General features: G+C 64.4%; 21 protein-coding genes. 6 read left to right on the top strand and 15 right to left on the bottom strand.

Features of this window, described 5'->3' with window-relative positions; translation table 11 throughout:
• Positions 1-23: 23 nt before the first annotated feature.
• The 8 genes from ACLIKD_RS21330 to glnL all read right to left on the bottom strand — a co-directional run bounded on the left by ACLIKD_RS21330 (position 24) and on the right by glnL (position 7808).
• On the bottom strand, positions 24-167 hold the full coding sequence (locus tag ACLIKD_RS21330) for a hypothetical protein (RefSeq protein ID WP_428826626.1): 144 nt from the start codon (positions 165-167) through the stop codon (positions 24-26).
• The gene (locus tag ACLIKD_RS21325) at positions 167-2101 is read right to left on the bottom strand and encodes a DUF4178 domain-containing protein (protein WP_428826625.1); all 1935 of its coding nucleotides are present in this window, start codon (positions 2099-2101) and stop codon (positions 167-169) included. Before ACLIKD_RS21325 ends, ACLIKD_RS21330 begins: the two co-directional genes overlap by 1 nt.
• 10 nt (positions 2102-2111) lie before the next feature.
• Positions 2112-3128, bottom strand: coding sequence for an SPFH domain-containing protein (locus ACLIKD_RS21320; protein WP_428826624.1), 1017 nt, complete (start codon positions 3126-3128; stop codon positions 2112-2114).
• 17 nt (positions 3129-3145) lie between these two features.
• On the bottom strand, positions 3146-3547 hold the full coding sequence (locus ACLIKD_RS21315; protein ID WP_226418262.1) for a DUF350 domain-containing protein: 402 nt from the start codon (positions 3545-3547) through the stop codon (positions 3146-3148).
• 91 nt (positions 3548-3638) lie between these two features.
• Positions 3639-4373 (bottom strand): type III pantothenate kinase, encoded by a 735-nt coding sequence (locus ACLIKD_RS21310; protein WP_428826623.1) that lies wholly within the window; start codon positions 4371-4373, stop codon positions 3639-3641.
• Positions 4370-5188, bottom strand: a complete 819-nt coding sequence (locus ACLIKD_RS21305) for a biotin--[acetyl-CoA-carboxylase] ligase (protein ID WP_428826622.1) — start codon at positions 5186-5188, stop codon at positions 4370-4372. Before ACLIKD_RS21305 ends, ACLIKD_RS21310 begins: the two co-directional genes overlap by 4 nt.
• An 81-nt stretch (positions 5189-5269) precedes the next feature.
• Entirely contained in the window at positions 5270-6688 is a 1419-nt protein-coding gene (gene ntrC, locus ACLIKD_RS21300; protein ID WP_428828364.1) for a nitrogen regulation protein NR(I), read from the bottom strand.
• A gap of 49 nt (positions 6689-6737) precedes the next feature.
• The gene (glnL, locus tag ACLIKD_RS21295; RefSeq protein WP_226418259.1) at positions 6738-7808 is read right to left on the bottom strand and encodes a nitrogen regulation protein NR(II); all 1071 of its coding nucleotides are present in this window, start codon (positions 7806-7808) and stop codon (positions 6738-6740) included.
• A 90-nt stretch (positions 7809-7898) separates the two neighbouring features.
• Here glnL and ACLIKD_RS21290 point away from each other — a divergent pair, with 90 nt between their 5' ends.
• Positions 7899-8987: an efflux RND transporter periplasmic adaptor subunit gene (locus ACLIKD_RS21290; RefSeq protein WP_428826621.1), complete on the top strand. Its 1089-nt coding sequence runs from the start codon at positions 7899-7901 to the stop codon at positions 8985-8987.
• Between the two features lie 3 nt (positions 8988-8990).
• Positions 8991-12131, top strand: a complete 3141-nt coding sequence (locus ACLIKD_RS21285) for an efflux RND transporter permease subunit (protein ID WP_428826620.1) — start codon at positions 8991-8993, stop codon at positions 12129-12131.
• A 90-nt stretch (positions 12132-12221) separates the two neighbouring features.
• Here the strand turns inward: ACLIKD_RS21285 and ACLIKD_RS21280 are convergent, their stop codons facing one another.
• The 3 genes from ACLIKD_RS21280 to ACLIKD_RS21270 form a co-directional block, all read right to left on the bottom strand.
• Complete coding sequence (locus ACLIKD_RS21280) at positions 12222-12668, bottom strand: DUF4124 domain-containing protein (protein WP_428826619.1); 447 nt, start codon at positions 12666-12668, stop codon at positions 12222-12224.
• 111 nt (positions 12669-12779) lie between these two features.
• Positions 12780-14195: a type I glutamate--ammonia ligase gene (gene glnA, locus ACLIKD_RS21275; protein ID WP_226418255.1), complete on the bottom strand. Its 1416-nt coding sequence runs from the start codon at positions 14193-14195 to the stop codon at positions 12780-12782.
• Positions 14196-14381: 186 nt separating this feature from the next.
• Positions 14382-15554, bottom strand: a complete 1173-nt coding sequence (locus tag ACLIKD_RS21270) for a cation diffusion facilitator family transporter (RefSeq protein WP_226418254.1) — start codon at positions 15552-15554, stop codon at positions 14382-14384.
• A 47-nt stretch (positions 15555-15601) separates the two neighbouring features.
• Between ACLIKD_RS21270 and ACLIKD_RS21265 the strand changes: the two genes are divergently transcribed.
• On the top strand, positions 15602-16054 hold the full coding sequence (locus tag ACLIKD_RS21265) for a rhodanese-like domain-containing protein (protein ID WP_428826618.1): 453 nt from the start codon (positions 15602-15604) through the stop codon (positions 16052-16054).
• Positions 16055-16064: 10 nt separating this feature from the next.
• On the opposite strand, the gene ACLIKD_RS21260 is transcribed toward ACLIKD_RS21265, so the two are convergent.
• The 3 genes from ACLIKD_RS21260 to ACLIKD_RS21250 are packed head-to-tail and all read right to left on the bottom strand — an operon-like array spanning position 16065 to position 20417.
• Positions 16065-16820, bottom strand: a complete 756-nt coding sequence (locus ACLIKD_RS21260; protein ID WP_428826617.1) for a hypothetical protein — start codon at positions 16818-16820, stop codon at positions 16065-16067.
• Complete coding sequence (locus tag ACLIKD_RS21255) at positions 16821-17258, bottom strand: hypothetical protein (RefSeq protein ID WP_428826616.1); 438 nt, start codon at positions 17256-17258, stop codon at positions 16821-16823. It abuts the gene before it with no gap.
• 12 nt (positions 17259-17270) lie between these two features.
• On the bottom strand, positions 17271-20417 hold the full coding sequence (locus ACLIKD_RS21250; RefSeq protein WP_428826615.1) for a CHAT domain-containing protein: 3147 nt from the start codon (positions 20415-20417) through the stop codon (positions 17271-17273).
• Positions 20418-20471: 54 nt separating this feature from the next.
• On the opposite strand from ACLIKD_RS21250, the gene nadA reads away from it, so the two are divergent.
• The 3 genes from nadA to clsB are packed head-to-tail and all read left to right on the top strand — an operon-like array spanning position 20472 to position 23539.
• Positions 20472-21572, top strand: a complete 1101-nt coding sequence (nadA, locus tag ACLIKD_RS21245; protein ID WP_428826614.1) for a quinolinate synthase NadA — start codon at positions 20472-20474, stop codon at positions 21570-21572.
• A gap of 7 nt (positions 21573-21579) precedes the next feature.
• Positions 21580-22338 (top strand): endonuclease/exonuclease/phosphatase family protein, encoded by a 759-nt coding sequence (locus ACLIKD_RS21240; RefSeq protein WP_428826613.1) that lies wholly within the window; start codon positions 21580-21582, stop codon positions 22336-22338.
• Positions 22328-23539: a cardiolipin synthase ClsB gene (clsB, locus tag ACLIKD_RS21235; RefSeq protein WP_428826612.1), complete on the top strand. Its 1212-nt coding sequence runs from the start codon at positions 22328-22330 to the stop codon at positions 23537-23539. Before ACLIKD_RS21240 ends, clsB begins: the two co-directional genes overlap by 11 nt.
• Here the strand turns inward: clsB and gluQRS are convergent.
• Entirely contained in the window at positions 23514-24473 is a 960-nt protein-coding gene (gene gluQRS / locus ACLIKD_RS21230) for a tRNA glutamyl-Q(34) synthetase GluQRS (protein ID WP_428826611.1), read from the bottom strand. The genes clsB and gluQRS overlap by 26 nt on opposite strands.
• Positions 24474-24526 lie beyond the last annotated feature (53 nt).

Genomic DNA, 24526 nt, shown 5'->3' with positions numbered 1-24526 from the left:
AGAACTGGCGACAATCCGTTAGATCACTTGTGATAGATGCGACTGCTGCCGCCCGAACCGCGGCCCTCGTTGGCCACGTTGTCGAACAGGTTCCAGCCCTGATGCTGGGCGTAGGCGAAGAGGCTCAGGGCAAGAATGCCGGCGGCGAGGGTGAAGTGCCTGAACATCAGTCGTCCTCGTCGGTATCGTCGCTGCTCGCCGGCGCGTGGTCGCTTTCGGCCCAGCGGCCGGCCTCGAAGGCGGCATGGCGAAGCCGCGTGAAGATCGGAAAGATGGCGAGAAAGATCAGCACCATGACGAAGTTCGACCAGCCGGCGCCGCCACTCAGCACCTCGAGCGTATCGCGCACCGCCACCGGCTTGTCCGGCGCCAGATCGGGGTCGAGCGTCAGGTAGTAGGTGCCGGGCGGAACGTCGCGGAAAACCACCTCGTCGTCCCGACTGCCTTCCGACCAGCTTTCGCCGCCATCCCGGCCCGAGTAGTAGGACAGTTCGCGGGTTGCCGGCCAGGCCGCGCCACTGGCCTTGTTGACCAGCATCATCTCGAGGCCGATCCAGTTGTTGTCGAGTGTCGTCGTGTTGCGCACGGTCAGCTTGCGCGGCTTGTCGCGCACCTCGAACTCGCCGGTCACCACGCTTTCGCCGGCCAGCTGCGGCGAAAAGGCCAGCTCCTGACGAAGCAGCGGTTTGCCGCCAGCAACCAGGACGAAAAAGACCTGGAGCAGCACGGCAAGCAGGGCCAGTTTCCAGAACAGCCGACAGACCCACCGGTGCGTCTCGTCCCACGGATTGGGCTGATTGGCATAGACGCCGATCGGCTCCGGCAGGCTGGCCGGCAGCTTGAAGGCATCGCGAATCACGACCGGGGCGACATACAGGCCCTGCGACCAGCTCAAGTCGCTGGCGGTCGATTCACGCGACAGCATCAGCGGCGGCGCGACGTAATCGACCACCCGGTTGGTTTCGCCGCGCCGGACGCGCCAAGTGAACTCGCCGGCGACCTGGATGACTTCGGCCGCCTGCGTCGTCGCAAAATGCTTGAACGCCTGCCCGCCATAACGCACCACATCGACTTCGATGATGCCGCTGGTGGCGGGCGGATTGGACAGCACGTCGGCAATGTTCCAGTGGCCGTTGTACTCGGTCAGCCAGCGATAACCGCCGTGCTCGGCGGCGAGCAGGTATTCGCGCCAGTCGTAGGCGATGCCATCGACCTTGCACTGTTTGACGAGAAAACCGATCACCTCGACCGGCCGGTCCTCCAGTTTGCCCTTGCTGCCGAGCGGCAGGCGCGGCACGTATTTCTCGTCGCGCTGGCCGAGCGCCTTGGATAGCACCTGGTAATTCTCGTTGGCCGTATCGACCACCGCCCCGCAACTGGCGCAGCCGACCGCCAGAATATCCTTCGCGCGCGCCTGCAGCGGCGCGCCGCAACTCGGGCAGCGGAAAACCCTGGCTTCGACGATTACCGTCGGAATCGCGATGCCGTCGCGCAGATTGGTCATTTTCAGCGAAGTGAAAGCGACTGCCTCGCCGACAAAGAACAGCGGCGGCACTTCCGAGTAATCAAGCGTCGCGAAATTCGCCCCGTTGCGCAGATCCACCGCAGCCACCGGGTAGCCGGCCCCGACCTTGAACGGCAACTCACCCTGGCCGGCAACGCATTCGGCGTTTTCGATATTGCTGACCGTCCACGTCCGGCTGGCCAGCACGAAGCGCTCGCCGATCTTCAATTCGGCGAATTGCGGCAGGGCGTCAGCGACAAATTCGGCAAAGGTGAGTACGTACTCGCCGCCCGCCTCCGACAGCCAGCCGGTGCGCATGTCATCGAACAGCAGGTGCCATTCGTTCCACAGGCCCTGGCTGTACTTGATCTGGATCCGCCCGATCAGCGCGAAATGGACGCCCTTGTAGGCCCCCTCGGCACCGAGCTGGAGCGGCGAGCGGTCCTCGACCAACGCCGCCATCTTGCCGATATCTTCGAGCGCCTGGTCGTGGCGGACCAGCGTGCTCTGACAGTAGGCGCAGACGGCAAAGACCGACGACGCCGACTGGAAGACAACCGGCGCGCCACAGGAAGGGCAGGAGGCGGTCAGCGCCACGGGCCGCCGATCAGGTCAGTTTCTTGAGCAATTCGACTTTCTTGGCCTCGAACTCCTCTTTCGTGAGGATGCCCTTCTCGACCAACCCATGCAATTTCTCCAGGGTGGCGACGACCTCGTCGGCCGACACCGGCGCGACGCCCGGCGCGGCAGCTGGCGCCGACGGGATGGCGGCGGCCATCGCCTGGCCCATGACCTGGCCGAAGCCGACCCCGGCGCCAAGGCCGACGCCCATGCCGGCCATGCCGCCCTCGTTCTTCGCGGCTTCCGGAATGGCGTTGGCGACCTGGTACTGGGTGTAGCGACCCATGTCGCCGATCATGTTCATGCCGATTTTCTGGTCGAGGATCTTCTGCAGCTCTTCCGGCAGCGAGACGTTCTGGACGACCAGCGAATCGAGGGTCAGGCCGTATTCGGCGAACAGCGGCTTCATTTTGAAGAGCATGGCAGCGCCAAACTCGTCCTGATTGCCCGCCATATCGACGAAGGAAACGCCCGACTCGCCGAACAGATCGGTCAGGCCGGCCACCATGCTGTTGCGCAACTGGCCTTCGAGTTCCTCGCGGCCGTAGCTGTCGCGGGTGCCGGAAATCTTCTGGTAGAAAGTCTTGGCGTCGCTCAGGTGGTAGCTGTAGATGCCGAAGGCGCGCATCCGGACGATACCGAATTCCTTGTCGCGGATGGTGATCGGGTTCGGCGTGCCCCATTTCTGGTCGAGCTGGTGGCGCGTCGAGAAGAAGTAAAGGTCGGACTTGAACGGGGATTCGAACAGCTTGTCCCAGTTCTTCAGATAGGTCAGGACCGGCAGCGTCTGCGTCGTCAGCTTGTACATGCCGGGGCCGAAGACGTCGGCCACCGTGCCTTCATTGACGAAGAGGGCGAGTTGCGAATCGCGCACGGTCAGGCTGGCGCCGTTCTGGATTTCCATTTCCTGCATCGGGAAACGCCAGGCCAGCGTGCCGTCCGCATCCTCGGTCCATTGCAGGATGTCGATAAACTGTTTCTTGATGAAATCCATCAGTGCCATGTAGCCTCCTTGAATGATCAGGCGATGCAGCCGGCGTTCAGAATGCCGACGCCGATCGAGAGCGATGCAAGAAAAATCCCCGAAGCCAGCTTGTCCTGGGGAATGTTGTGGTTGATCGTCGGCAGCGCCAGACGGGCCGCGCTGAAGGTCAGCAATTGGACGACGCAGGCCACTACGCCCCAGCCGAACATCGCGTAGAGATTGTGGCTGGTGGCAACGGCCACGGCGATCGGCAGGGCGAAGCCGATGACGGCGCCGCCGAGACTGACGGCGGCCGCCGTGTTGCCCTCGCCGATCAGCCGCAGTTCGCTGTACGGCGTGACAAAAACGTAGAGGCCGAGAAACACCGCGAGGAGCGCGACTGCGGTCAGGAAAAAGCTGGCAAATGCCGGCAAACTGCTGAGTACCGGATCGAACATGTTATCTCCCGGAGGCGGTGCAAGAGCAGCGGATTGTCATGGTTTAGCCAAGTTAATTCAAGTCAGGCGCGCCGGGAAACGCTGGAATCGCCTAGCCTTCCGGCACCTTGCCGTGGTCGAGGGCGATCTGCAACAAGCCTTCGAGCGGGAGATTTTCGACCAGCACATGGGGTATGACAAGACGATCGGCCAGCTCGCCGGCATTGCCACCGGACAGCAGACAGACGCCATCGCCGCCCGGCAGACGGCCGAATGCCCGCTCGATCGCCCCGGCCTGCGCTTCGAGCGCCCCGCTGACGATGGCATCGTCGGTACACCGCGGATGGACGGCGTAATGCCCCTCGGCAAAAGGCAGCCCGGCCGTGTCGCGGGCCAGGGCACGGCGCATCAGGTGGCTGCCCGGCAGAATGAAGCCGCCGAGGAAATTGCCGGCGGCATCGAGCGTGTCGATGGTGGTCGCCGTGCCGGCCATCACCACGAGACAGGCGGAACGGCGGAGGCGGCGCGCGCCGATCAGCGCACACCAGCGGTCAACGCCGAGGCGTCCGGGGCTTTGGTAGAGATTGGTCACGCCGGCCCGCTTGAATTCAGAACTGACTTCGCGCAGCAGCGGCGACCATGCCGGCAGCAGCTCGCGGATGCACTGTGCCGCGCCATCGCCCGCCACATTGGCCAGCAACACCTGTTCCGGCAGCGGCCAGGCGGCCGGCAGGGCGGCCAGCTGGGCACTGTCGGCATGGCTTGCCGCGCCCTGGGCGAGCCACGTCCGGCCGTCATGGATGCCCCATTTGATACGGCTGTTGCCGCTGTCCAGGCAAACGATCATGCGGAGCGTCCCCCAAGGGTACTTCCTACGCGGCGGAGGCTGACGTCACCCGAGAAAATCCGCTCGATGCCGGCCGCCGTTTCGAGCAGCAGGGCGCCATCTTCATCGGCGCCCAGGCAACGGCCGACCAGCGGGGCCGCGCCTTCGCCGAGAATCTGCACCGGCAGGTCCTGCCAGGCGTTGCGTTGCTGCCAGTCGGCTTTCAGCCCGGCAAATCCTTCGAGCGCAAACGTTTCCAGCACGCCAGCCAGTTCGCTCAGGACGGCGGCCAGAATGACATGCCGGTCGGCCACGCCATGACCGGCCTGACTCAAGGCGGCGGCCGGTTGCGCCAGGTCGCCGTCCGGTGGCGCCAGATTGATGCCGATACCGATGATCGCCTGGGTGCCGCGCCGGTCGCCGGCCAGCTCGACCAGAATGCCGGCCAGCTTGGCATGGCCCTCGCCGGTTTGCAGCAGCACGTCGTTCGGCCACTTCAGGCAAACCCCTTGCGCGCCAAGACCTTCGAGAGCCTTGGCGACGGCCACGCCAACCGCCAGCGACAAGCCGCTCAGGCGGCCGAGCGGCCCGGAAAAACGCCAGAGCAGGGAAAAGGTCAGGCTCGATTCGGGAGCCGACAGCCAGTTGCGGCCACGCCGCCCGCGCCCGGCGCTCTGCCGGTCGGTAACGATCACCGTACCGGCCGGGGCGCCGTGTTCGGCGCGCCGCATCAATTCGCTATTGGTCGAATCGCATTCGTCCAACGCATCGACATCGAAGCGCCCGGCCAGGAAACCCAGCCGGGCTTTGAGTAGAACAGGATCGATCAGGGCCATGGCCGAATTTTACCCGTCCCGACGACAATCACCGCACACCATGCCGGGCAACGACAACGCCGCTCGGCAGGCAAAAGAAGCTTATTCGGCGGTGGCCGCCGCCTCCTTGCCGCCGTCGATGCCCAGTTCGGCGATCTTGCGGGTGATCGTGTTGCGGCCGATCCCCAACGCCTGTGCCGCTTCGATCCGCCGACCGCCGGTATGGGCCAGGGCGCGCGAAATCAGGATGCGCTCGAAGGTCTGGGCCAGCACGCCATGGACATCCGGCACACCGCGCGCCAGCAAACGGTCGACTTCGCCTTCCAGCGCGCTTTCCCAATCGGAAGCCAGGGCCATCGGGATCGATTCGCGCAGTTCGCCGGGCAGATCGCCGACTTCGACCTGCTGGCCGGGGGCCATCACGGTCAGCCAGTGACAGAGGTTTTCCAACTGGCGAACGTTGCCCTGAAAATCGAGACCGCTCAGATATTTCAGCGCCGCATCGGACAAGCGCTTGGCCTCGACGCCCAGTTCGCGGGCACTCTTCTGCAGGAAGTGGCGGGTCAGCAGCGGAATGTCCTCGCGCCGCTCACGCAGCGACGGCAGACGAATGCGGATGACGTTCAGGCGATGGAACAAGTCTTCGCGGAACAAGCCTTCCTTGACCCGGGTTTCGAGATTCTGGTGGGTCGCGGCGATCACCCGGACATTGGCCTTGATCGGCGAATGGCCGCCGACCCGGTAGAAATGGCCGTCGGACAGCACGCGCAACAAACGGGTCTGCAATTCGGAGGGCATGTCGCCGATTTCATCGAGGAACAGCGTGCCGGTTTCCGCCTGCTCGAAGCGTCCGCGGCGCTGCGCCTGGGCGCCGGTAAAAGCGCCCCGCTCGTGGCCGAACAGTTCCGACTCGAGCAAATCCTTCGGAATGGCCGCGGTGTTGATCGCGATGAACGGCTTTTCCGAGCGCGGGCTGTGCCGATGCAGGGCGCGCGCCACCAGTTCCTTGCCGGAGCCCGATTCGCCATTGATCAGCACCGTCGCATGCGACAGCGCCAGGCGGCCGATGGCCCGGAAGACCTCCTGCATGGCCGGCGCCTGGCCGAGAATTTCCGGAACCAGGCCTTCTTCTTCGAGCGCACCGCTTTGGTGCATCGATTCGTCGATCGCCCGCCGGATCAGTTCCACGGCCTGATCGACATCGAAAGGCTTCGGCAGGTATTCGAAGGCGCCGCCCTGGAAAGCCGCGACCGCGCTTTCGAGATCGGAAAAGGCCGTCATGATGATCACCGGCACCGACGGGAAGCGCGTCTTCACCTCCTGCAGCAGCTCCAGGCCGGACTGGCCGGGCATTCTGATGTCCGACATCAGCACCTGCGGCGGCTCGACGCCCTGTTCGAGCTGCGAAATGGCTTCGCTGGCCGAGGCATAACTCTTGAACGGAATGCCCTCGCGGGTCAGGGTTTTTTCCAGCACCCAGCGAATTGAACGATCATCGTCCACGATCCAGACCGGTTTCATATTCTGTTGGCTCATTTCTTCGTTAGTATGACCAACACACTAGCAAAACTCAGGCCTGCTCGACCGGCAGGCGCAACGTGAAAATCGTGTTGCCGGGCTGGCTGAAACAATCGATCGTCCCGTGGTGGTGCTGGATGAAGTTCTGGGCAATGGTCAGCCCCAGTCCGCTACCGCCCTCGCGGCCGGAAACCAGCGGGTAGAACATGCGTTCGCGAATATCCTCGGGAATCCCCGGGCCGTTGTCGATGACCTTGATTTCCATGGCCAGTCGGTAACGCTTCTTGGCCAGCGTCACCTGGCGCAAGGAGCGCGTGCGCAGCACGATTTCGCCTTCGCCATGCATCGCCTGGGCGGCATTGCGGGCAATGTTGAGCACCGCCTGGATCAACTGCTCGCGGTCGCCGACCAGTTCCGGCAGGCTGGTGTCGTAGTCGCGGGCGATTTCCAGCGAGCCGGGAAATTCGGCGGTCAACAGGCTGCGCACCCGTTCGAGGATTTCATGGATATTCACCGTCGTCGGCAGCATCGCCCGGTGCGGCGTCAGCAGGCGCTGCATCAGATCCTGCAGGCGGTCGGCTTCCTTGATGATGACCTGGGTGTATTCCTTGAGCGACGGGTTGGCCAGTTCGTGTTCCAACAACTGGGCAGCACCGCGGATGCCGCCCAGCGGGTTCTTGATCTCGTGGGCCAGGTTGCGGATCAGTTCGCGGCTCGCCTGCTGCTGCTCGATCAGGCGCTCCTCGCGGGTCGCCGCCAGATGGTGCTCGATCGGTTGCAATTCGAGCAGCAGGCGGACGCCGCCGGCCAAATCGGGGCGCAAGGGGGTCACCGTGCAATTGAGATGCAGCGTCTCGCCGTCGCTGCGCTTCAACTGGATATTCTGGCCGGTGTAGCCCCAGTTGTTTTGCAGGCCGTTGTCGAGCGCCGACTGCAGCGTGGCCGAACAGGTGCAGACGACCGCCAGGGTCTTGCCGACCACCGAACGACCGCTGACCGCCAGCAGGTTTTCGCCGGCCGGGTTGATATAGCGGATGAGCTGCCCATCATCGATCAGCAGCACCGCCGAAGCCAGCAAATCGAGGCCGGCGAAGGAAGCGTGGGTGACATTCATGTTCGTCATTGTAGCTATTTGCCCCTCCCCCATCAGGACAACTTGCGTTACTGACCGATCGTTCATTATCATCCGCACTCTTGCCTTCGGCCCAGGATCATGCACAAGATTGCCCCGCTTTCCGTTTCGCTGAGCCTCGTCGCCGCCACCCTGCTGGCCGGCTGCGGCAGCGATGTCGCTCCGCCCCCGGTGGCGCGCAGCGTGCTCGTCCAGCCAGCGGCCCCGGCGTCCCGCACCAGCAGCGTCTATACCGGCGAAATTCGCGCCCGCCACGAGTTCGACCTGGCCTTCCGGGTCGGCGGCAAGCTGGCCGCCCGCCTGGTCGATGCCGGCGCCGAAATCAAGGCCGGCCAGCCGCTGGCCAGACTCGACCCGGCCGATCTCGAACTGGCGGCCAGCGCCGCCCGCGCCCAACAGGCGGCCGCCGAAAGCGAATTCGCCACGGCCGGCGCTGAACGCGAACGCTACGCCGGACTGCTCGCCAAAAAGTTCGTCAGCCAGGCAGCTTTCGAGGCCAAGGAAAATGCCCTCAGCGGCGCCCGCGGCCGCCTCGAGCAAGCCCGTTCGCAAAGCCGGATCAGTGGCAACCAGAGCGCTTACGGCACCTTGAGCAGCGAATTCCCGGCCATCGTCACTGCCGTACTGGCCGAAGCCGGACAGGTGGTCAGTGCCGGCCAGGCGGTTTTCCGGCTGGCCCGGCCAGAGGAAAAGGAAGTCGCCATCGCCGTCCCGGAAAGCCGGCTGGCCGAACTGAAGGCGGCCAAGGCCATTGCCGTCCTGCTGTGGGCCGACCAGGACAGCCGGATGAGCGGCGAATTGCGCGAACTGGCGCCGGCCGCCGACCCGGCAACCCGGACCTACGCGGCGCGCATCCGGATCAACAACCCGCCGCCCGGCCTCAAGCTCGGCATGACCGCCCGCGTCGCGCTCGATGGCGCCGACGATGCGGCCCTGCTCGTCCCGCTCGGCGCGGTGATCGACCGCGGCGACGGGCCGACGGTATGGGTAGTCAGCGACGGCCAGGCCAAGCCGCGGCCGATCAAGCTGGCCGGCTACCGCGAAGATGGCGCCCTGGTCGCCGCCGGGCTGCAGGCCGGCGAGCTGGTCGTCGCGGCCGGCGCCGGCCGGCTGGTCGCCGGGCAAAGCGTGGACGCCAAGCCGGTCACCCCGCCGGCCCGGCAGCGCTAGATCGTGAGCCAGCGCTTCAACCTTTCCGACTGGACGCTGCATCACCGCACGCTGGTCGGCTATTTCCTGTTCGCCATCGCGTTGATGGGCGTTTTTGCCTACGGCAAGCTGAGTCAGGCCGAAGACCCGCCCTTCACCTTCAAGGTGATGGTGATCCGCACCCTGTGGCCGGGCGCCACAGCCCGCCAGATGGAACAGCAGGTCACCGACAAGATCGAGAAGAAGCTGCAGGAAACGCCCTTTATCGAACGCGTTTCGAGCTATTCCCGGCCCGGCGAATCGACGGTGATGTTCGTCGCCAAGGACAGCACGCCCCCTGCCGCCGTTCCGGACGTCTATTACCAGGTCCGCAAGAAGATCGGCGACATCCGCCAGACGCTGCCGAGCGGCGTTCAGGGCCCGTATTTCAACGACGAATTCGGCGATGTGTTCGGCAACATTTACGCGCTGACCGCCGAAGGGCTCGATTACCCGCAGCTCAAGGACACGGCAGAGCGCATCCGCGACGACCTGCTGCGCCTGCCGAATGTCGGCAAGGTGGAGATTTTCGGGATTCAGGACGAAAAGATCTTCATCGAACTGTCGAATACCAAACTGGCGACGCTCGGCATCGACCAGTCGGTCATCGTTCAGGCACTCAGCCAGCAGAATGCTGTCGGCGGCGCCGGCTTTTTCGAGACCGAGAGCGAGCGCATCCAGATTCGCCCGGGCGGCGCCTTCGATACCGTACAGGCCGTCGCCGATACGCTGATCCGCTCGGGTAGCCGCAGTTTCCGACTCGGCGACATCGCCACCGTCCGGCGCGGCACCAGCGACCCACCGACCACCCGGGTCCGCTTCAACAGCAAGCAGGCGCTGGCGATCGGCGTCTCGATGAGCAAGGGCGGCGACATCATCGTGCTCGGCAAGGCGCTCGACGCCCGCATCGCGGCGCTCAATGCCGCGCTGCCGCTCGGCGTTGAAATCAGCGAATCGGCCAGTCAGCCGGCCGCCGTCAAGCGCTCGGTCGCGGCATTCACGCATGCGCTGGCCGAGGCGATCCTGGTCGTCCTGCTCGTCACCTTCATCAGTCTCGGCTTGCGCACCGGCATGGTCGTCGCCATTGCCATCCCCCTCGTGCTGGCCGCCACCTTCCTCGCCATGAACCTCTTCAACGTTGGCCTGCACAAGGTCTCGCTCGGCGCGCTGGTGCTCGCCCTCGGCCTGCTGGTCGACGATGCGATCATTGCCGTCGAGATGATGTGGGTGAAGATGGAGCAGGGCTGGGAACGCACCCGCGCCGCCTCGTTCGCCTATACCAGCACGGCCGGGCCGATGCTCTCCGGCACGCTGGTCACCGTCGCCGGTTTCATCCCGATTGCGCTGGCCAAGTCGGCGACCGGCGAATATGCCTTCGCCTTTTTCCAGATCAATGCGGTCGCCCTGCTCATTTCGTGGCTGGCGGCGGTCGTCGCCATTCCGTGGCTGGGCTACAAATTGCTGCCCAATCCGCGCGCCCCGCGCCAACCCGGCCGGCTCGAACGCCACCTGCCGCGCCTCGCCTCCCGCCTCGCCAAGCTCGGCCTGGGCGGCGGCACCCACAGCGCCGACCATGACGTCTATGGCACGCCTTTCTACACCCGCTTCCGCCACCTGGTCGACTGGTGCGTCAGGCGGCGCTGGCTGATCATCGGCATCACCGTCGCGCTGTTCGCCCTGGCGATCGTCGGCATGGGCAAGGTGCAAAAGCAGTTCTTCCCGAACTCGACGCGCCTCGAACTGACCGTCGAAATGCGCCTGCCGGAAGGTGTTTCGGTGAGCGCCACCGATGCCGAGACGAAGCAGCTGGAAGCCTGGCTGGACAAGGACAAGCAGGAGTTCGACCAGTTCGAGCACTACATCACCTACGTCGGCTCGGGCTCGCCGCGCTACTACCTTGGCCTCGATCAGCAGCTGCCGGCCAGCAACGTCAGCCAGCTAGTCATCGTGGCGCGCAGCGTCGAAGCCCGCGAAGCCTTGCGCAGCCGGCTGATCAAACTGTTCGACAGCGCCAGCTTCAGCGCCCGGGGCAATATCAGCCGGATCGAGAACGGGCCGCCGGTCGGCTATCCGATCCAGTTCCGCGTCTCCGGCGAGGATCTGGCGACGCTGCGCAAGACCGCCGACCAGGTCGCCGAAATCATGCGCAAGAACCCGGAGATTTCCAACGTCAATTTCGACTGGAGCGAACTCTCCAAAGCCGTCGACATCGAGATCGACCAGGACAAGGCGCGCCTGCTCGGCGTGTCCAGCCAGGACCTGGCGGCGCTGCTCAACATGTCGCTGAATGGCTATACGGTGACCAGCTACCGCGAGGGCGAAAAGAGTATCGATGTCGTCTTGCGCGGCGACCGCGAGGAGCGGACCCATCTGGCGGCCTTGCCCGATCTGGCCGTGCCGACGCGGAGCGGCAAGAGCGTGCCGCTGAGCCAGATCGGCCGCCTCAAATACGATTTCGAACCCGGCCTGATCTGGCGCCGCGACCGCCTGCCGACGATCACCGTGCGCGGCAGCCTGTATGGCAAGACGCAACCGGCCACCATCGTCGACCGCCTCGCCCCGGAAATCGCCACCGTCCAGGCGGCGCTGCCCGAGGGCTACCGGATCGTCACCGGCGGCTCGGTGGAGGAGTCGGCCAAGGGTTCGACTTCGGTCATCGCCGGCATTCCGATCTTCCTGCTCGCCGTGATCACCATCCTGATGATCCAGTTGCAGAGCGTTTCGCGGGTCGTCATGGTGTTGTTGACCGCGCCGCTCGGCATCATCGGCATTGCGCTGTTCCTGCTCGTCTTCAATCAGCCCTTCGGCTTCATGGCGCTGCTCGGCAGCATTGCGCTGTTCGGCATGATCATGCGCAACTCGGTGATCCTCGTCGACCAGATCGAACAGGACATGGCGGCCGGCAAGCCGCGCTGGGAAGCGATCGTCGAATCGACCGTCCGGCGTTTCCGGCCGATCGTGCTGACCGCCGCGGCCGCCGTGCTGGCGATGATTCCGCTGTCGCGCAACGATTTCTTCGGGCCGATGGCGGTCGCCATCATGGGTGGCCTGATCGTCGCCACGGCGCTCACCCTGATTTTCCTGCCGGCCCTGTACGCCGCCTGGTACAAGGTGAAAGCTAGTTGATAGTTATTAGTCGGTAGTCTTTGGCAACAACAAGGGGCGCCACAGCGCCCCCCAAATTTCAGCTAACAACCAACGACTATCGACCAACAACTAGCGAAGGTTGCCCAGTTCCTTCTGGATCGCCTGGATGTTGCGCTCATGTTGCCCAACCCGGTCACGATAGGGGGCCAGACGATCGGCCGGACCACGCAGACCTTCCTGCTCGCTGAGGTCCTTGCGCGCCAGATCGAGGTTGCGCTGCTCGCCGGCCAATTCCTGTTCGAGAATGTGCCGACGGTCGCCGTCGCGCGCCTTCTGGGTATCTTCCTGCACCCGCGGGAAACTGGATGGCGTCGGGTTGGCTGCGGCCCCGGCCGGCCTGGCCTTGGGCGCGGGAATCGTCGATTCCGGGCCGCTGACGATGGCCTTGCAGTTCTTGTCGACACGCGCATTGGAAATCAGCGTTCCACCATTGGCATCGATACATTTGTAAATGGTCTGCGCCGAGGCCGGAACGGCCAGCGTGGCAATCAGTAAAGCAAGGGCACTGCGTGTCATCGTCATCGATCCTCGTAACCGATTTAGTGTACCGGACTTAACGGCCGGCGCGCCGAAAAGTGCACAAAAAAAGGGCGGGAAAAACCCGCCCTTTATTGGCTACTGAACCGCTTAGCAGGAGTAGTACAGGTCGAACTCCACCGGGTGGGTGGTCATGCGAACCTTGTTCACTTCTTCCATCTTCAGGCTGAGGTAGGCATCGATCCAGTCGTTGGAGAAGACACCGCCACGGGTCAGGAACTCGCGATCCTTGTCCAGCGCATCCAGAGCTTCTTCCAGGGAGGCACAGACGGTCGGGATCAGCGCGTCTTCTTCCGGCGGCAGATCGTACAGGTTCTTGTCAGCCGGGTCGCCCGGGTGGATCTTGTTCTGGATACCATCCAGACCGGCCATCATCAGCGCCGAGAAGCACAGGTACGGGTTGGCGATCGGATCCGGGAAGCGGGTTTCGATACGACGGGCCTTGGTCGAGGCAACGTACGGGATGCGGATGGAAGCGGAACGGTTCTTGGCGGAGTAAGCCAGCTTGACCGGTGCTTCGTAATGCGGAACCAGACGCTTGTAGGAGTTGGTGCCCGGGTTGGTGATGGCGTTCAGGGCCTTGGCGTGCTTGATGATGCCGCCGATGTAGAACAGGGCCATTTCCGACAGACCAGCATAGCCGTCGCCGGCGAACAGGTTCTTGCCGTCTTTCCAGATCGACTGGTGAACGTGCATGCCGGAACCGTTGTCGCCAACGATGGGCTTCGGCATGAAAGTGGCGGTCTTGCCGTACTGGTGGGCAACGTTGTGCACCACGTACTTCAGGATCTGGGTCCAGTCGGCGCGCTTGACCAGGGTCGAGAACACGGTACCGATTTCGCACTGACCGGCAGTGGCGACTTCGTGGTGGTGAACTTCAACCGGCACGCCCAGGGATTCCAGGGTCAGCACCATGGCGGAACGGATGTCGTGCAGGCTGTCGACCGGGGGAACCGGGAAATAGCCGCCCTTCACGGTCGGACGGTGGCCCGTGCCGCCGCCGCCTTCGGTCTTCTCACCGGAGGTCCAGGCCGCTTCGGACGAGTAGATCTTCAGCGAACAGCCCGACATGTCGACGTTCCACTCGACGGAGTCGAAGATGAAGAATTCGGGTTCCGGGCCGAAGTAGGCGGTGTCGCCAATGCCGGAAGACTTCAGGTAGGCTTCGGCGCGCTTGGCGATCGAGCGCGGGTCGCGGTCGTAGCCACGGCCATCGGCCGGGTCGACGACGTCGCAGGTGATGACGATGGTGGTTTCGTCGAAGAACGGGTCGATGTAGGCGGTGGCGGGATCCGGCATCAGTTGCATGTCGGAAGCTTGAATGCCCTTCCAGCCAGCAATGGAGGAACCGTCGAAAGCGTGGCCGTTTTCAAACTTGTCTTCGTCAAAAGCGGAGACCGGCACGGTGACGTGCTGTTCCTTGCCGCGGGTATCGGTAAAACGGAAATCGACGAACTTGGCGTCGTTTTCCTTGACCATGTTCATCACGTCTTGCGGGGTTGCCATGAGCGTAAGTCTCCTAAGAAAACAGGGTGCCGGTTGATCCGGCGCCAATAAAAAATTTCAACGCGGGGAAATTAGCAGAAAGCGTGCCAAAGTCCGGCAGCTAGACTTTGTATTTTGCCACAAGGAGATACAGGGTTTAAGCAAGAAATTAACGCACCAAGTTTGTGCCAACAATAACAATGCGCACTATATTGGTGCAATCATGCAATTCAAGGACACCGCACGGATTGTCGGGTGTTCGTGCAGACGGGCGGCGACCACCGACTCAGCCCGGCGCAAGACCTCGCCGTTTTCGAAAAAGGCGTGACCGAGAAACACCTCGACTTCGACACCGCCGCCCAGGTAATGCAGCACGATCTTTTCCGGCTCGGGCAACTCGGCGAGCAGCGGTTTCAATTCCTGCAACAAAACTTCGCGGGATGGCAGGCGGACCACCATCTGGTCGGGGTCGAAATCATCTTCCGGGTCGATATGGACCAGCACATCGAGGACCTCGGGGTGCTCGCGCAAAACCCTGGCGCGCGCCGATTCGGCAATGCGGTGGCCTTCCGAAACGCTGATCCGGGCATCGACCTGGACATGTGCATCGACCAGTGCCTGATGCGCCATGCGCCGCGTCCGCAGCTCATGCAAGCCGCGCACGCCGGGCGTCGCCAGCAAGCTCAGGCGGATGGCGTCGACCTGCGCCTCGTCCAGCCCGGTATCGATCAGCTCCTTGATCGCCCCCCAGGCCAAACCGGCGCCCATGCGCAGGATCATGAAACCCATCAGCGCCGCCGCCAGCAGGTCGAGAAACGACCAGCCGAGCAGCGCGCCACCGATACCGACCACGACGACCAGTGCCGAAGCGGCATCGGCCCGTGTATGCAGGGCATTGGCGATCATCAGTTGGGAACGCAGCCGTTCGGCGACCTTGATCAGGTAGCGATAGAGCACCTCCTTGGAAACGACGGTCGCCACCGCCACCCAGAAGGCCGAAAACTCGACCGCCGGCAGCGCCTCGATGTGCTGCAGACGCATGCCGGATTCCCACAGGATCCCGCCGCCGATCAAGCTGAGCGATACGCCGAGGAGCAGCGTGGCTGCGGTTTCGACGCGGGCATGGCCGTAGGGATGCGACTGGTCGGCCGGATGGGCACTCTCCCGGCTGGCGTAGATCACCAGGAAATCCGACAGCAGATCGGAGAACGAATGCAGCCCGTGCGCGACCAGCGATTGCGAGTGGGCCAGCCAGCCGACCAGCAACTGCACCACGGTCATCACCAGATTGACTGCGACGCTGACCCAGGTGGCGCGTTGCGCCTCGACCGCCCGATCGGCCGGCGAGGCCTGTGTTTGCGGGGGTTGTCCGTGTTCCATGTTGTCTGCCCTATACTGTCGGGCCACGATTCTAGCAGCCATTCATTATGGGAAAGTTAACCGAGATCCTTACCCTGGCCCAGGCCCGCAGCCAGGCTCTGGGGCGCGCCTACAACGGCGAACTGACGCCGCAGGAAGCTTTTGACCTGCTCCGCCTCGCCCCCGGTGCCCGGCTCGTCGATGTCCGGACACGCGCCGAGCAGGACTGGGTTGGCCGCGTACCGGGCGCCGTCGAAATCGAATGGAACCAGTATCCCGGCGGCATCCGCAATCCGAACTTTCTCGCCGAACTGCAGCGCCAGGTCGATCCGGAAGCGGCCGTGCTCTTTCTCTGCCGCAGCGGCGTCCGTTCGGTCGCCGCGGCAACGGCTGCAACCGAAGCCGGTTACGCCAACAGCTACAACATCCTCGAAGGCTTCGAAGGCGACAAGGATGCCAACGGCCAGCGCAACAACATCGGTGGCTGGCGCCACGCCGGCCTGCCGTGGATGCAGGGCTGAGCCCGGGCAATCAGCCGGCCAGCCCCTTCAGGCCGGTATAAATCGACATCGCAGTCGTGCATAGCGCGACTGCGGCACTACCAAAATCACTCCAGCGCGTCAGCGATTCAGTCAGTCCGCCATTCCCCAGGCCGCCCACACCGGCGGCGCGCAGACGGTTGAGCACAACCTGCTTCTGCAGGATACGCTGCTCGGCCCAGCGATACAGCCAGAGGCCGGTGATAAAGCTGAGACCAATGCTCGCCGCAAACTCGATGAATTCGCGAATCTCCACCGCGCCCTGCGGCCAGAGCGGCACCTGATCGATCTGTGCGGTGATCGCACTCATCCCGAACACGGCGAGCAGCGCGACGCCAAAGGCGAGCAGCACACCGGAAAGGAGAGACAGCCGGCTGGCCCGGGCAAAAACAAAACCGAAGGGCAAGGGCAGCAGCAAGGCAAAGACCCGCAGGTAGAGCACCTTGGCGTCATAGATGAAAACCATCAGCCAGTGGCCGAACAGTAAAAGGAGAAGCGGTAGCAGCAGGCAGAGCAGCGCCAGCCGCAGGGAATACTGCGGCGCGGCCACCGGCAGCGCCTCCGGCGCACCAGCCACGTCGTCAGCATCGGCCGCCAGCGGCTCGTCCGGCACCGGCCGCCCGGCCAGCTGCGCTTCAAGATCGGCGATGCGCTCAAGCAATGGCTTGACCAGGAAAAGATCACGGCGACAGACGGCGCAAACCAGCGCCTCGTCGGCGATTTCCGACGCGCAGTACGGACACTTCATTTACTTGACCACGTTCAAGGTCAGCACGACCTGGCTGCTGCGGCCTTCGCTGTCCTGCACGATGATCTGGATCTGGTGCTCGCCAGGCGGCGTTTCGGCGCCGGGCAGATCGAGCCCGTTTTCACTCAAGGCGGATTTGACCCTGGGCAGCAGGTCGACCGGCTTGGCCTTGAGATAGATGACCTTGGTCGCGGCCGGATCGATTTTGGCGCCGCCGCGCGCCTCAAAACTGACTTTCAGATCGAAGGGCGAACTCAGGCTGGCGAGGTCCGGCGTCAGCACCTTGATCGCCGGGCCGCGCGTGATGCCGCGCGTCGCAATGACGCCGGCGGCCGGCGGCAACTTCGCCTCGTCGGCCTTGATCAGGGTCACCGCGTCTGCCGACAGCGCACACAGAAAGCCTGCCAGACCGAGACCGATCATCTTTATTTTTGACATTCCCTTTTCCTTTCAATCGCCTACGAGCACAAACGGCGCCCAGAACAGGGGATGAGCATAGCTGAAAAGCGGCTTGCCCGTCTTGCCATCAACCTTGCCGGGGCCGTCCACCATGCCGAGCATCGCCTGGCGCAGCGCCTCCGCCTTGCCCAGCGCGGCGTCAGCCGACTGCCGGCGGAACAGGTCGGTCATCAGGCCGCGCGCCGCTTCGGTCTCGACCGGCCAGTTGGAAACCAGCAAGGCGCGTGCGCCGGCATAGAAAAAGGCACGCCCGAGGCCGGACACCGCTTCGCTGCCCGAGCCCTCACCGGCCGCAGTATTGCAGGCCGAGAGGACGACCCAGTCGGCATTGAGCTTGAGCGAGAGGATTTCCTCCTGGGTCAGCAGGCCATCGCCGGAACCACCACTGACACCTGGCGCGCTCAAGGCCAGCGCCGGCTGGCTCAGGCCGTTCAACTCGCCCGGCACCAGACCGTGCGTGGCAAACATGACGACCCGGCGGTTGGCCAGGTTGGCGGCAAAAACCGTTTTTTCGCTGGCCTGCTGGTTGAGGAAAATATCGCGCACGGGATCTGCCCCGAGCGCCTTGGCGATTTCGCGGATTTCCTGCGCCGTATCCGGCAGGCGCGGCAAAAGGGCCAGTTCGGCCGAGTCGACCGCCTGGGTATGCGGCACGTTGCGCCGGTGCAACGGCAGGCCGCGCGTCGCCACCTGCACCGTGGAGGCTTTTTTGGCCGCCACTTTGTCGGCTTCGCTCGCCTGCTCCGCGCTGAAATACGGATCGCCGAAGCCGATGAACGGCAGCCGGTCGGCCGCCCCGGGGCGCGAGCGGCGCAGGCTGGCCAAGGCAGTCACCGAGGGCAGTTGCGCCACCGCCATCTGGCGCAACAGCCAGGGCACCTGACGATAGCTCGAAAAAATCACGCCGCCCTTGACCGGCTGCGGCGTGGCCGCCGTCACCAGCAGGGAGAGTGGCAGTTGGCCAAGCTCGCCGTGCGGCACGGCGAGCAATGTCGTCGCGCCCTGCAACAACTCGGCGACCGGCCCGAACAGGTCCTGATAGAGACGATGCGCCAGCAGCGTATCGAAGGCTGGAATCTGCTCGACGGTCGGCGCCTCGGCATCGAGCGCCCGGCGCAACTGGACGACGGCGGCCGCCATGGTGGCGCGATCGGTCGGCAGCGCAACAAAGCGACTACGCCCGTCGGCGGTAATCGCCCAAGCATGCGCGCCGCGTTGGCCGAAATACCAGGACAGCATCACTTCGCCCGGATGCAGCATTTTGCTCACATCCGCCATGTTGACCGGCGGCGGATCGACCAGCCGGGCATATTCCGGGAAACGCTGGCCGATTTCCTTCTTCAGCCGTTCCCGGGTCTGTTTGAGCCCCTCGATATCGGCCCGGATCTTGGCCTGGATGACCGGCAGTTGCTGCTCGGGCGAGGCCGACAGCAACTGGCTGAGCAGATCGTTGAGGGAATTGCTGCGGCGCTGGGCATCCTGCTCCTCGCGCGCCAGCTGGGCGAGATCGGGATCGCTGATGGCAGCGCGCGCCGCGCTGCGGGTCAGCGCCCGTTGCACCGAACTGCCACGCGCCAGATCGGCCATCACGAAAGCCTCGTTGGCGGCATCGAAGCCGCTGGGCAAGCTGGCCGTGCCCTGCATCTCGGCGAGCAGGCGGATGTAGCGTTCGAGAATGCCGATCAGGCGCTGCTGCCGGCGCATGCTGCCGGTTTCCGCCTCGCTGTCGCTGCGCAGGCGCTCGACCAGCACCGGCAAGGCCTGGCGGAAAGCCGTCAGGGCTGCCCCCCGGTTGCCCTGATCGGCCAGCGCCATGGCGTGGAAGGCACGGATTTCGGAGGTACGCAGGGCTTTTTCGCCCATCTGCTTGCGCGTCCGCTCGAGCATCTCGGCCGCCATGCGCTCGGCCGCCTCGGGCTTGCCGGTGCGCAGATAGGCCTGGACGACATCTAGATCGCCGCGCAGCACCTGCGCCGACAACTCCGGCGCATGCTCGGCCACCTGGCGGATGCGCTCGTAGATGGCCAGCCCCTTGGCGTCGTTGCCCAGCGCCACCTGGGCCGCCAGGTTGGCGCGCAAGGCGCCGAGCACGCTCAGCGAATGCGGCGCCGCACCGCTGGCCAGTACGGTATCGAGCGCGGCCTCGGAGAGTTTTGCCGATTCGGCATAACGCCCCTGCTCGGCGATGATCCCGGCCAGTACGCGGAGACCGCGCGCCACGTCGGGCGACGAGCGACCGGCCCGCTTCAGCGTGTGCTCGATCGCCGAGCGCGCCATGGCCTCGGCCTCGACCAGCCTGCCCTGATTGAGCAGGACCTGCGCCAGGCTGCGCTCCAGACCTTCCGCCGATTGCTGCAACACTTCCGGTGTCGGCGCGTCGCGCCCGGCCGCCCGCAAGGCCGGCAAATCGGCCAAGGCCAACTGGTTTTCGCGCTGGCTCTTGCGATAAGCGGCAGCCGCCTCGACCAGCTTGCCGGCCATCGCGAAGTTCTCGCCGCGCGCCTTCTCGTAGGAACTCAGCCAGAAATGCGAGCGGCTCGCCCAATTCTTGCCGCTCCGGAGCGTATTGAGCGTTGCTTCCAGCTTGTCCAGGTTCTGTTTCGCCATCTCGAAATCGCCGAGCTGCGATGCCATGCCCACCATCTGCCCATAGGCACCGATCAATTGCCCCTGATTATTCTGCGGGATATGTTTGAGCGCTTCCTCGGCATAGCGCTGCGCCGAGAGGAAATTGCCGCCCAGGCGCTCGGCTTGTGCCAAGCCGCGCATGGCGCGGGAAAATTCCGGGTCGCCGCTTTGCCCGTAGCGCACGGCCAACGTCAGATCGTCGATCTGCTGTTGCACCTGGCCCAGTTCGCCGGCCGCCTGACCACGCCGCCAGTAGAAGTCGAACAGCCCCTTGCGCTCGGTGCTTTGCGGCACCGGCGCCTCGGCCGTGGCGCGCAATTGGCGCAGCAGATCGTCGTTCTGCCGATAGTCGGCGAGCATCCGCGTAATGTCGTTGATCGAGCGCGGCGGCGGCCGGATCGCCGTTTCATCGAGGCCGGCCTCGACCGCCGGGTCGGCCGCCTGGACACTCAGTCCGGAGACCAGCAGCAGGGCAGCGAAACAGCGATGATAGAATCTTTCTCCAAGCATGTTGTCTGTCCTAGGCGCCGTCAGTCTGGCAGCTTAACCTTCGAAAAGAATCCAATGCAAGCCGATCAGCCCCTCGTATTCGCTCCCTTCAACAACCTCTCCGACGAAGCCTGCCAGGAACACATCCGCGTTGCCCGCGCCAAGCTCGGCAAGAAGGCGGTCATCCTCTGCCACCATTACCAGCGCGCCGACATCTACCAATATGCCGACCTGACTGGCGATTCGCTGAAGCTCTCGAAGCTCGCCGCGCAGACCGATTCAGAATACGTGATCTTCTGCGGCGTGCATTTCATGGCCGAAGTCGCCGACATCATGACCGCGCCGCACCAGGTCGCCATCCTGCCCGACCTCGCCGCCGGCTGTTCGATGGCCGACATGGCCAACCTGGCCAAAGTCGAACGCTGCTGGCGCGAACTGAACTCGGTGCTAAATGCCGAGGAAGAAGTGACGCCGGTCACCTACATCAACTCGGCGGCCGACCTGAAAGCATTCTGCGGCGAGCACGGCGGCATCGTCTGCACCTCGTCGAACGCCGGCACCATCGCCAAATGGGCCTTCGAGCGTCGTCCGAAAGTGCTGTTCTTCCCCGACCAGCATCTCGGCCGATGGACCGGCCACAACATGGGCATTCCGATGGACGAGATGGTGGTCTGGGACCCCGACCTCGAACTCGGCGGACTGACCCCGGCGCAGATCAAGAAGGCGAAGATCCTGCTGTGGAAGGGCCACTGCTCGGTGCACCAGATGTTCCAGAAGTCGCAGATCGACGCCTTCCGCGCCAAGTACCCGGAGGGCAGGGTGATCGCCCACCCAGAATGCAATTTCGAAGTCTGCGCCGCCGCCGACTACGTCGGCTCGACCGAACACATCGTTAAGACCATCAAGGAAGCGCCGGCAGGTACGCGCTGGCTGGTCGGCACCGAGCTGAACCTGGTCGACCGGCTGGCAAAAGAAGTTTTGCCGCAAGACAAGATCGTCCAGTTCATGGCCACCACCATCTGCATGTGCTCGACGATGCAGCGCATCGATCCGCAGCATCTGGCGTGGACGCTGGAGAATCTGGCCGAGGGCAAGATCGTCAATCAGATCAAGGTACCGGAACATGAGGCCAAGCTGGCCAAGCTGGCCCTCGACCGCATGCTGGAAATCTCCTGAGCCGGCGATGACCCAACCCGCCCTGCACGTCACCACGTACAACATCCACAAAGGCTTTTCGCAGTTCAACCGGAAGATGATGGTGCATGAGTTGCGCGAGCGGCTGCGCCATCTCAATCCCGACATCGTCTTTCTGCAGGAAGTCCAGGGGTTGCATATCGGTCATGCCGAAACCCACAAAAACTGGCCGGCCGAAGCGCAGCACGAATTTCTCGCCGAGGATATCTGGCAGGCCTCGGCCTATGGCCGCAACATGATCTACGACCATGGCCACCACGGCAACGCGATCCTCTCGCGCTTTCCGATCCTGCACTCGCACAATCAGGACGTGACGCACCTGAAGTTCGAAAAACGCGGCCTGCTGCATTGCCGGATCGACTTGCCGAATGGTCCCGCGGCGCATTGCGTCTGTGTCCATCTGTCGCTGTTCGGCTATTCCCGGCGCAAGCAGATGGGCGCCCTGGCCAAATACCTTGAGGACATGGCCGAGCCGGATGCGCCGTTGATCATCGCCGGCGACTTCAACGACTGGCACAACCGGGCCGACGTCCAGCTGGCCCAGCGCCTCGGCCTGAGCGAAGTATTCAGCCACGGGGCCGGGCGGCCGGTGTGCAGTTTTCCGGCGGCGCGGCCGATGTTCCGGCTCGACCGGATCTATGTACGCGGCTTCGGGGTAGAGCGCACCGAGGTGCATTTCGGCGAGCCGTGGTCCGCCATCTCCGACCACGCCGCACTATCGGCCCATCTGACGCGAGATGTCGCCTGAATTCCTGCCGGGCAACCGACTGACGCTGCTCAACTCGGGGGCGGAGTACTTCCCTGCCCTGCTCGCCGCCATCGACGCGGCGGCGCTCGAAATTTTCCTCGAAAGCTATATATTCGCCGCCGACCCGGTCGGCCACGAAGTCGCCGCGGCACTCTGCCGGGCTGCGGAGCGCGGCGTCCAGGTCAATGTCACGGTCGACGGCTTCGGGGCGCGGAATTTCACCGCCGACTTCCTGCCGCGGCTGACCGCCGCCGGCGTCCGCGCCATGCTCTACCGGCCGGAAATCGGCCGCTTTCACATGCGCCGCCACAGGCTGCGCCGTCTGCATCGCAAGCTGGTGGTGATCGACGCGCGGATCGCCTTTGTCGGCGGCATCAACATCATCGACGACGACAACGCGCCGGAAGAGATGCGGCCGCGCTACGACTACGCCGTGCACATCGAGGGCCCGATCTTGCGCCCGATGCACCATGCGGTTCGCCGGATGTGGGAAATCGTCGCCTGGGTCAATTTCAAGCGCCGTTTCCGGCTCGATCCGCCGCTGCTGCCGCCGGCCGAGGTCAGCGGCTCGCAATCGGCCGCCTTCCTGATCCGCGACAATATCCGGCACCGCAACGACATCGTGCATGCCTACATGGAAGCCATCGCCACGGCGCAACACGAGATACTGATCGCCAACGCCTACTTCCTGCCCGGCGTCCGCTTCGGTCTCGCGCTGCAGGCCGCCGCCCGGCGCGGCGTCGCCATCACCATTCTGACCCAGGGCAAGACCGACCACCCGATGCTCCAATATGCCACCCAGGCGCTCTATGCCGTAGCGCTCGAGCAGGGCATCCGGATCTTCGAGTACGAAAAAAGCTTCATGCACGCCAAGGTCGCGGTGATCGACGGCCAGTGGGCCACCGTCGGCTCTTCCAACATCGACCCGTTCAGCCTGCTGCTCGCCAAGGAAGCCAATCTGGTTATCGACGATGCCGTTTTCGCCGGCCAGCTGCAAGCCAGCATCAAGGCGGCACTGGCCTCCGGCAGCCGCGAAATCCGCCGCGACGATCTGAGCCGCCAGCCCTGGCACTCCCACTTCATGCGTTGGCTGAGTTACGGCCTGGTCCGCGTTCTGGTCGGTCTCACCGGCTACGGACCAAAACACTGGCGGGCCGACGAAGAAACGCCGGGCGTCAGCCCGGATCCGATAGAGGAATAGCGGCCTGCCGCGGGATGGCGGCAAAGGACCAGTTGGCACGGGCCCAGGCCCAAACCTCGGCGAGCGGCGCACGGGCCAGCTCGGCCGGCGCCGCCTGACCGAGAAAGCGCAAGGCGGCGACCAGTTCGGCGGCCGCCCGGTCGGTCGCCAGCGCGGGCGCCAGGGTCTGCTTGGAGAGCTTCTCGCCGGCCGCATTGCTCGCCACCGGCAAGTGGGCATAGCGCGGCTCGGCAAAACCTAGGCAACGCTGCAACCAGATCTGGCGCGGCGTCGAAGCCAGCAGATCGGCGCCGCGCACGATATCGGAAATACCCTGGAAATGATCGTCCACGGTCACCGCCAGTTGATAGGCGAACAGACCGTCGGCGCGGCGCAGCACGAAATCGCCGACGTCGCGTTCGAGGTGCTGGCTGATCCGGCCCTGCAGCCGATCGGTGAACGCGATTTCCTGGTCATCGACCCGCAACCGCCAGGCCCGCGCCGCCCGCCCGGGCGGCAGGCCAGTGCGGCAAAGCCCCGGGTAGGCCAGGCCGCCGTCAATCGCCGGGCGCCCGGCCGAATCGGCGATTTCCTTGCGCGAACAGGCACAGCCATAAACCAGCCCGGCCGCTTTCAGGCTTTCCAGCGCCGCCTGGTAAGCCTCGCGGCGCCGGCTTTGCCAGAGCACCGGGCCATCCCACTCGAAGCCGAAAGCTTCCAGCGTGACGAGGATTTGCTCGGCCGCGCCCGGCACGTTGCGCGGCGTATCGATGTCTTCCATGCGGACCAGCCATTCACCGCCCTGGCTGCGCGCGTCGAGATAGCTGCCGACGGCGGCGATCAGCGAACCGAAATGCAGCGGGCCGGTCGGCGACGGGGCGAAACGGCCGCGATAAGGTGATCGGAAGACGTCCGGACCGTCGGACGGCCGGTGGCTGGCAGTGGTAATTGGCATTTTCAGAATATTGTCGGTCGGACCTGGATGGCAGCGGATCTTCGGCCCCGGGC

The sequence above is a fragment of the Azonexus sp. IMCC34842 genome, assembly GCF_050368855.1.
GTDB lineage: Bacteria > Pseudomonadota > Gammaproteobacteria > Burkholderiales > Rhodocyclaceae > Azonexus > Azonexus denitrificans_A.
The sequence above is the reverse complement of the archived record's forward strand: the minus strand, read 5'-3'. Positions and strand labels throughout refer to the sequence as shown.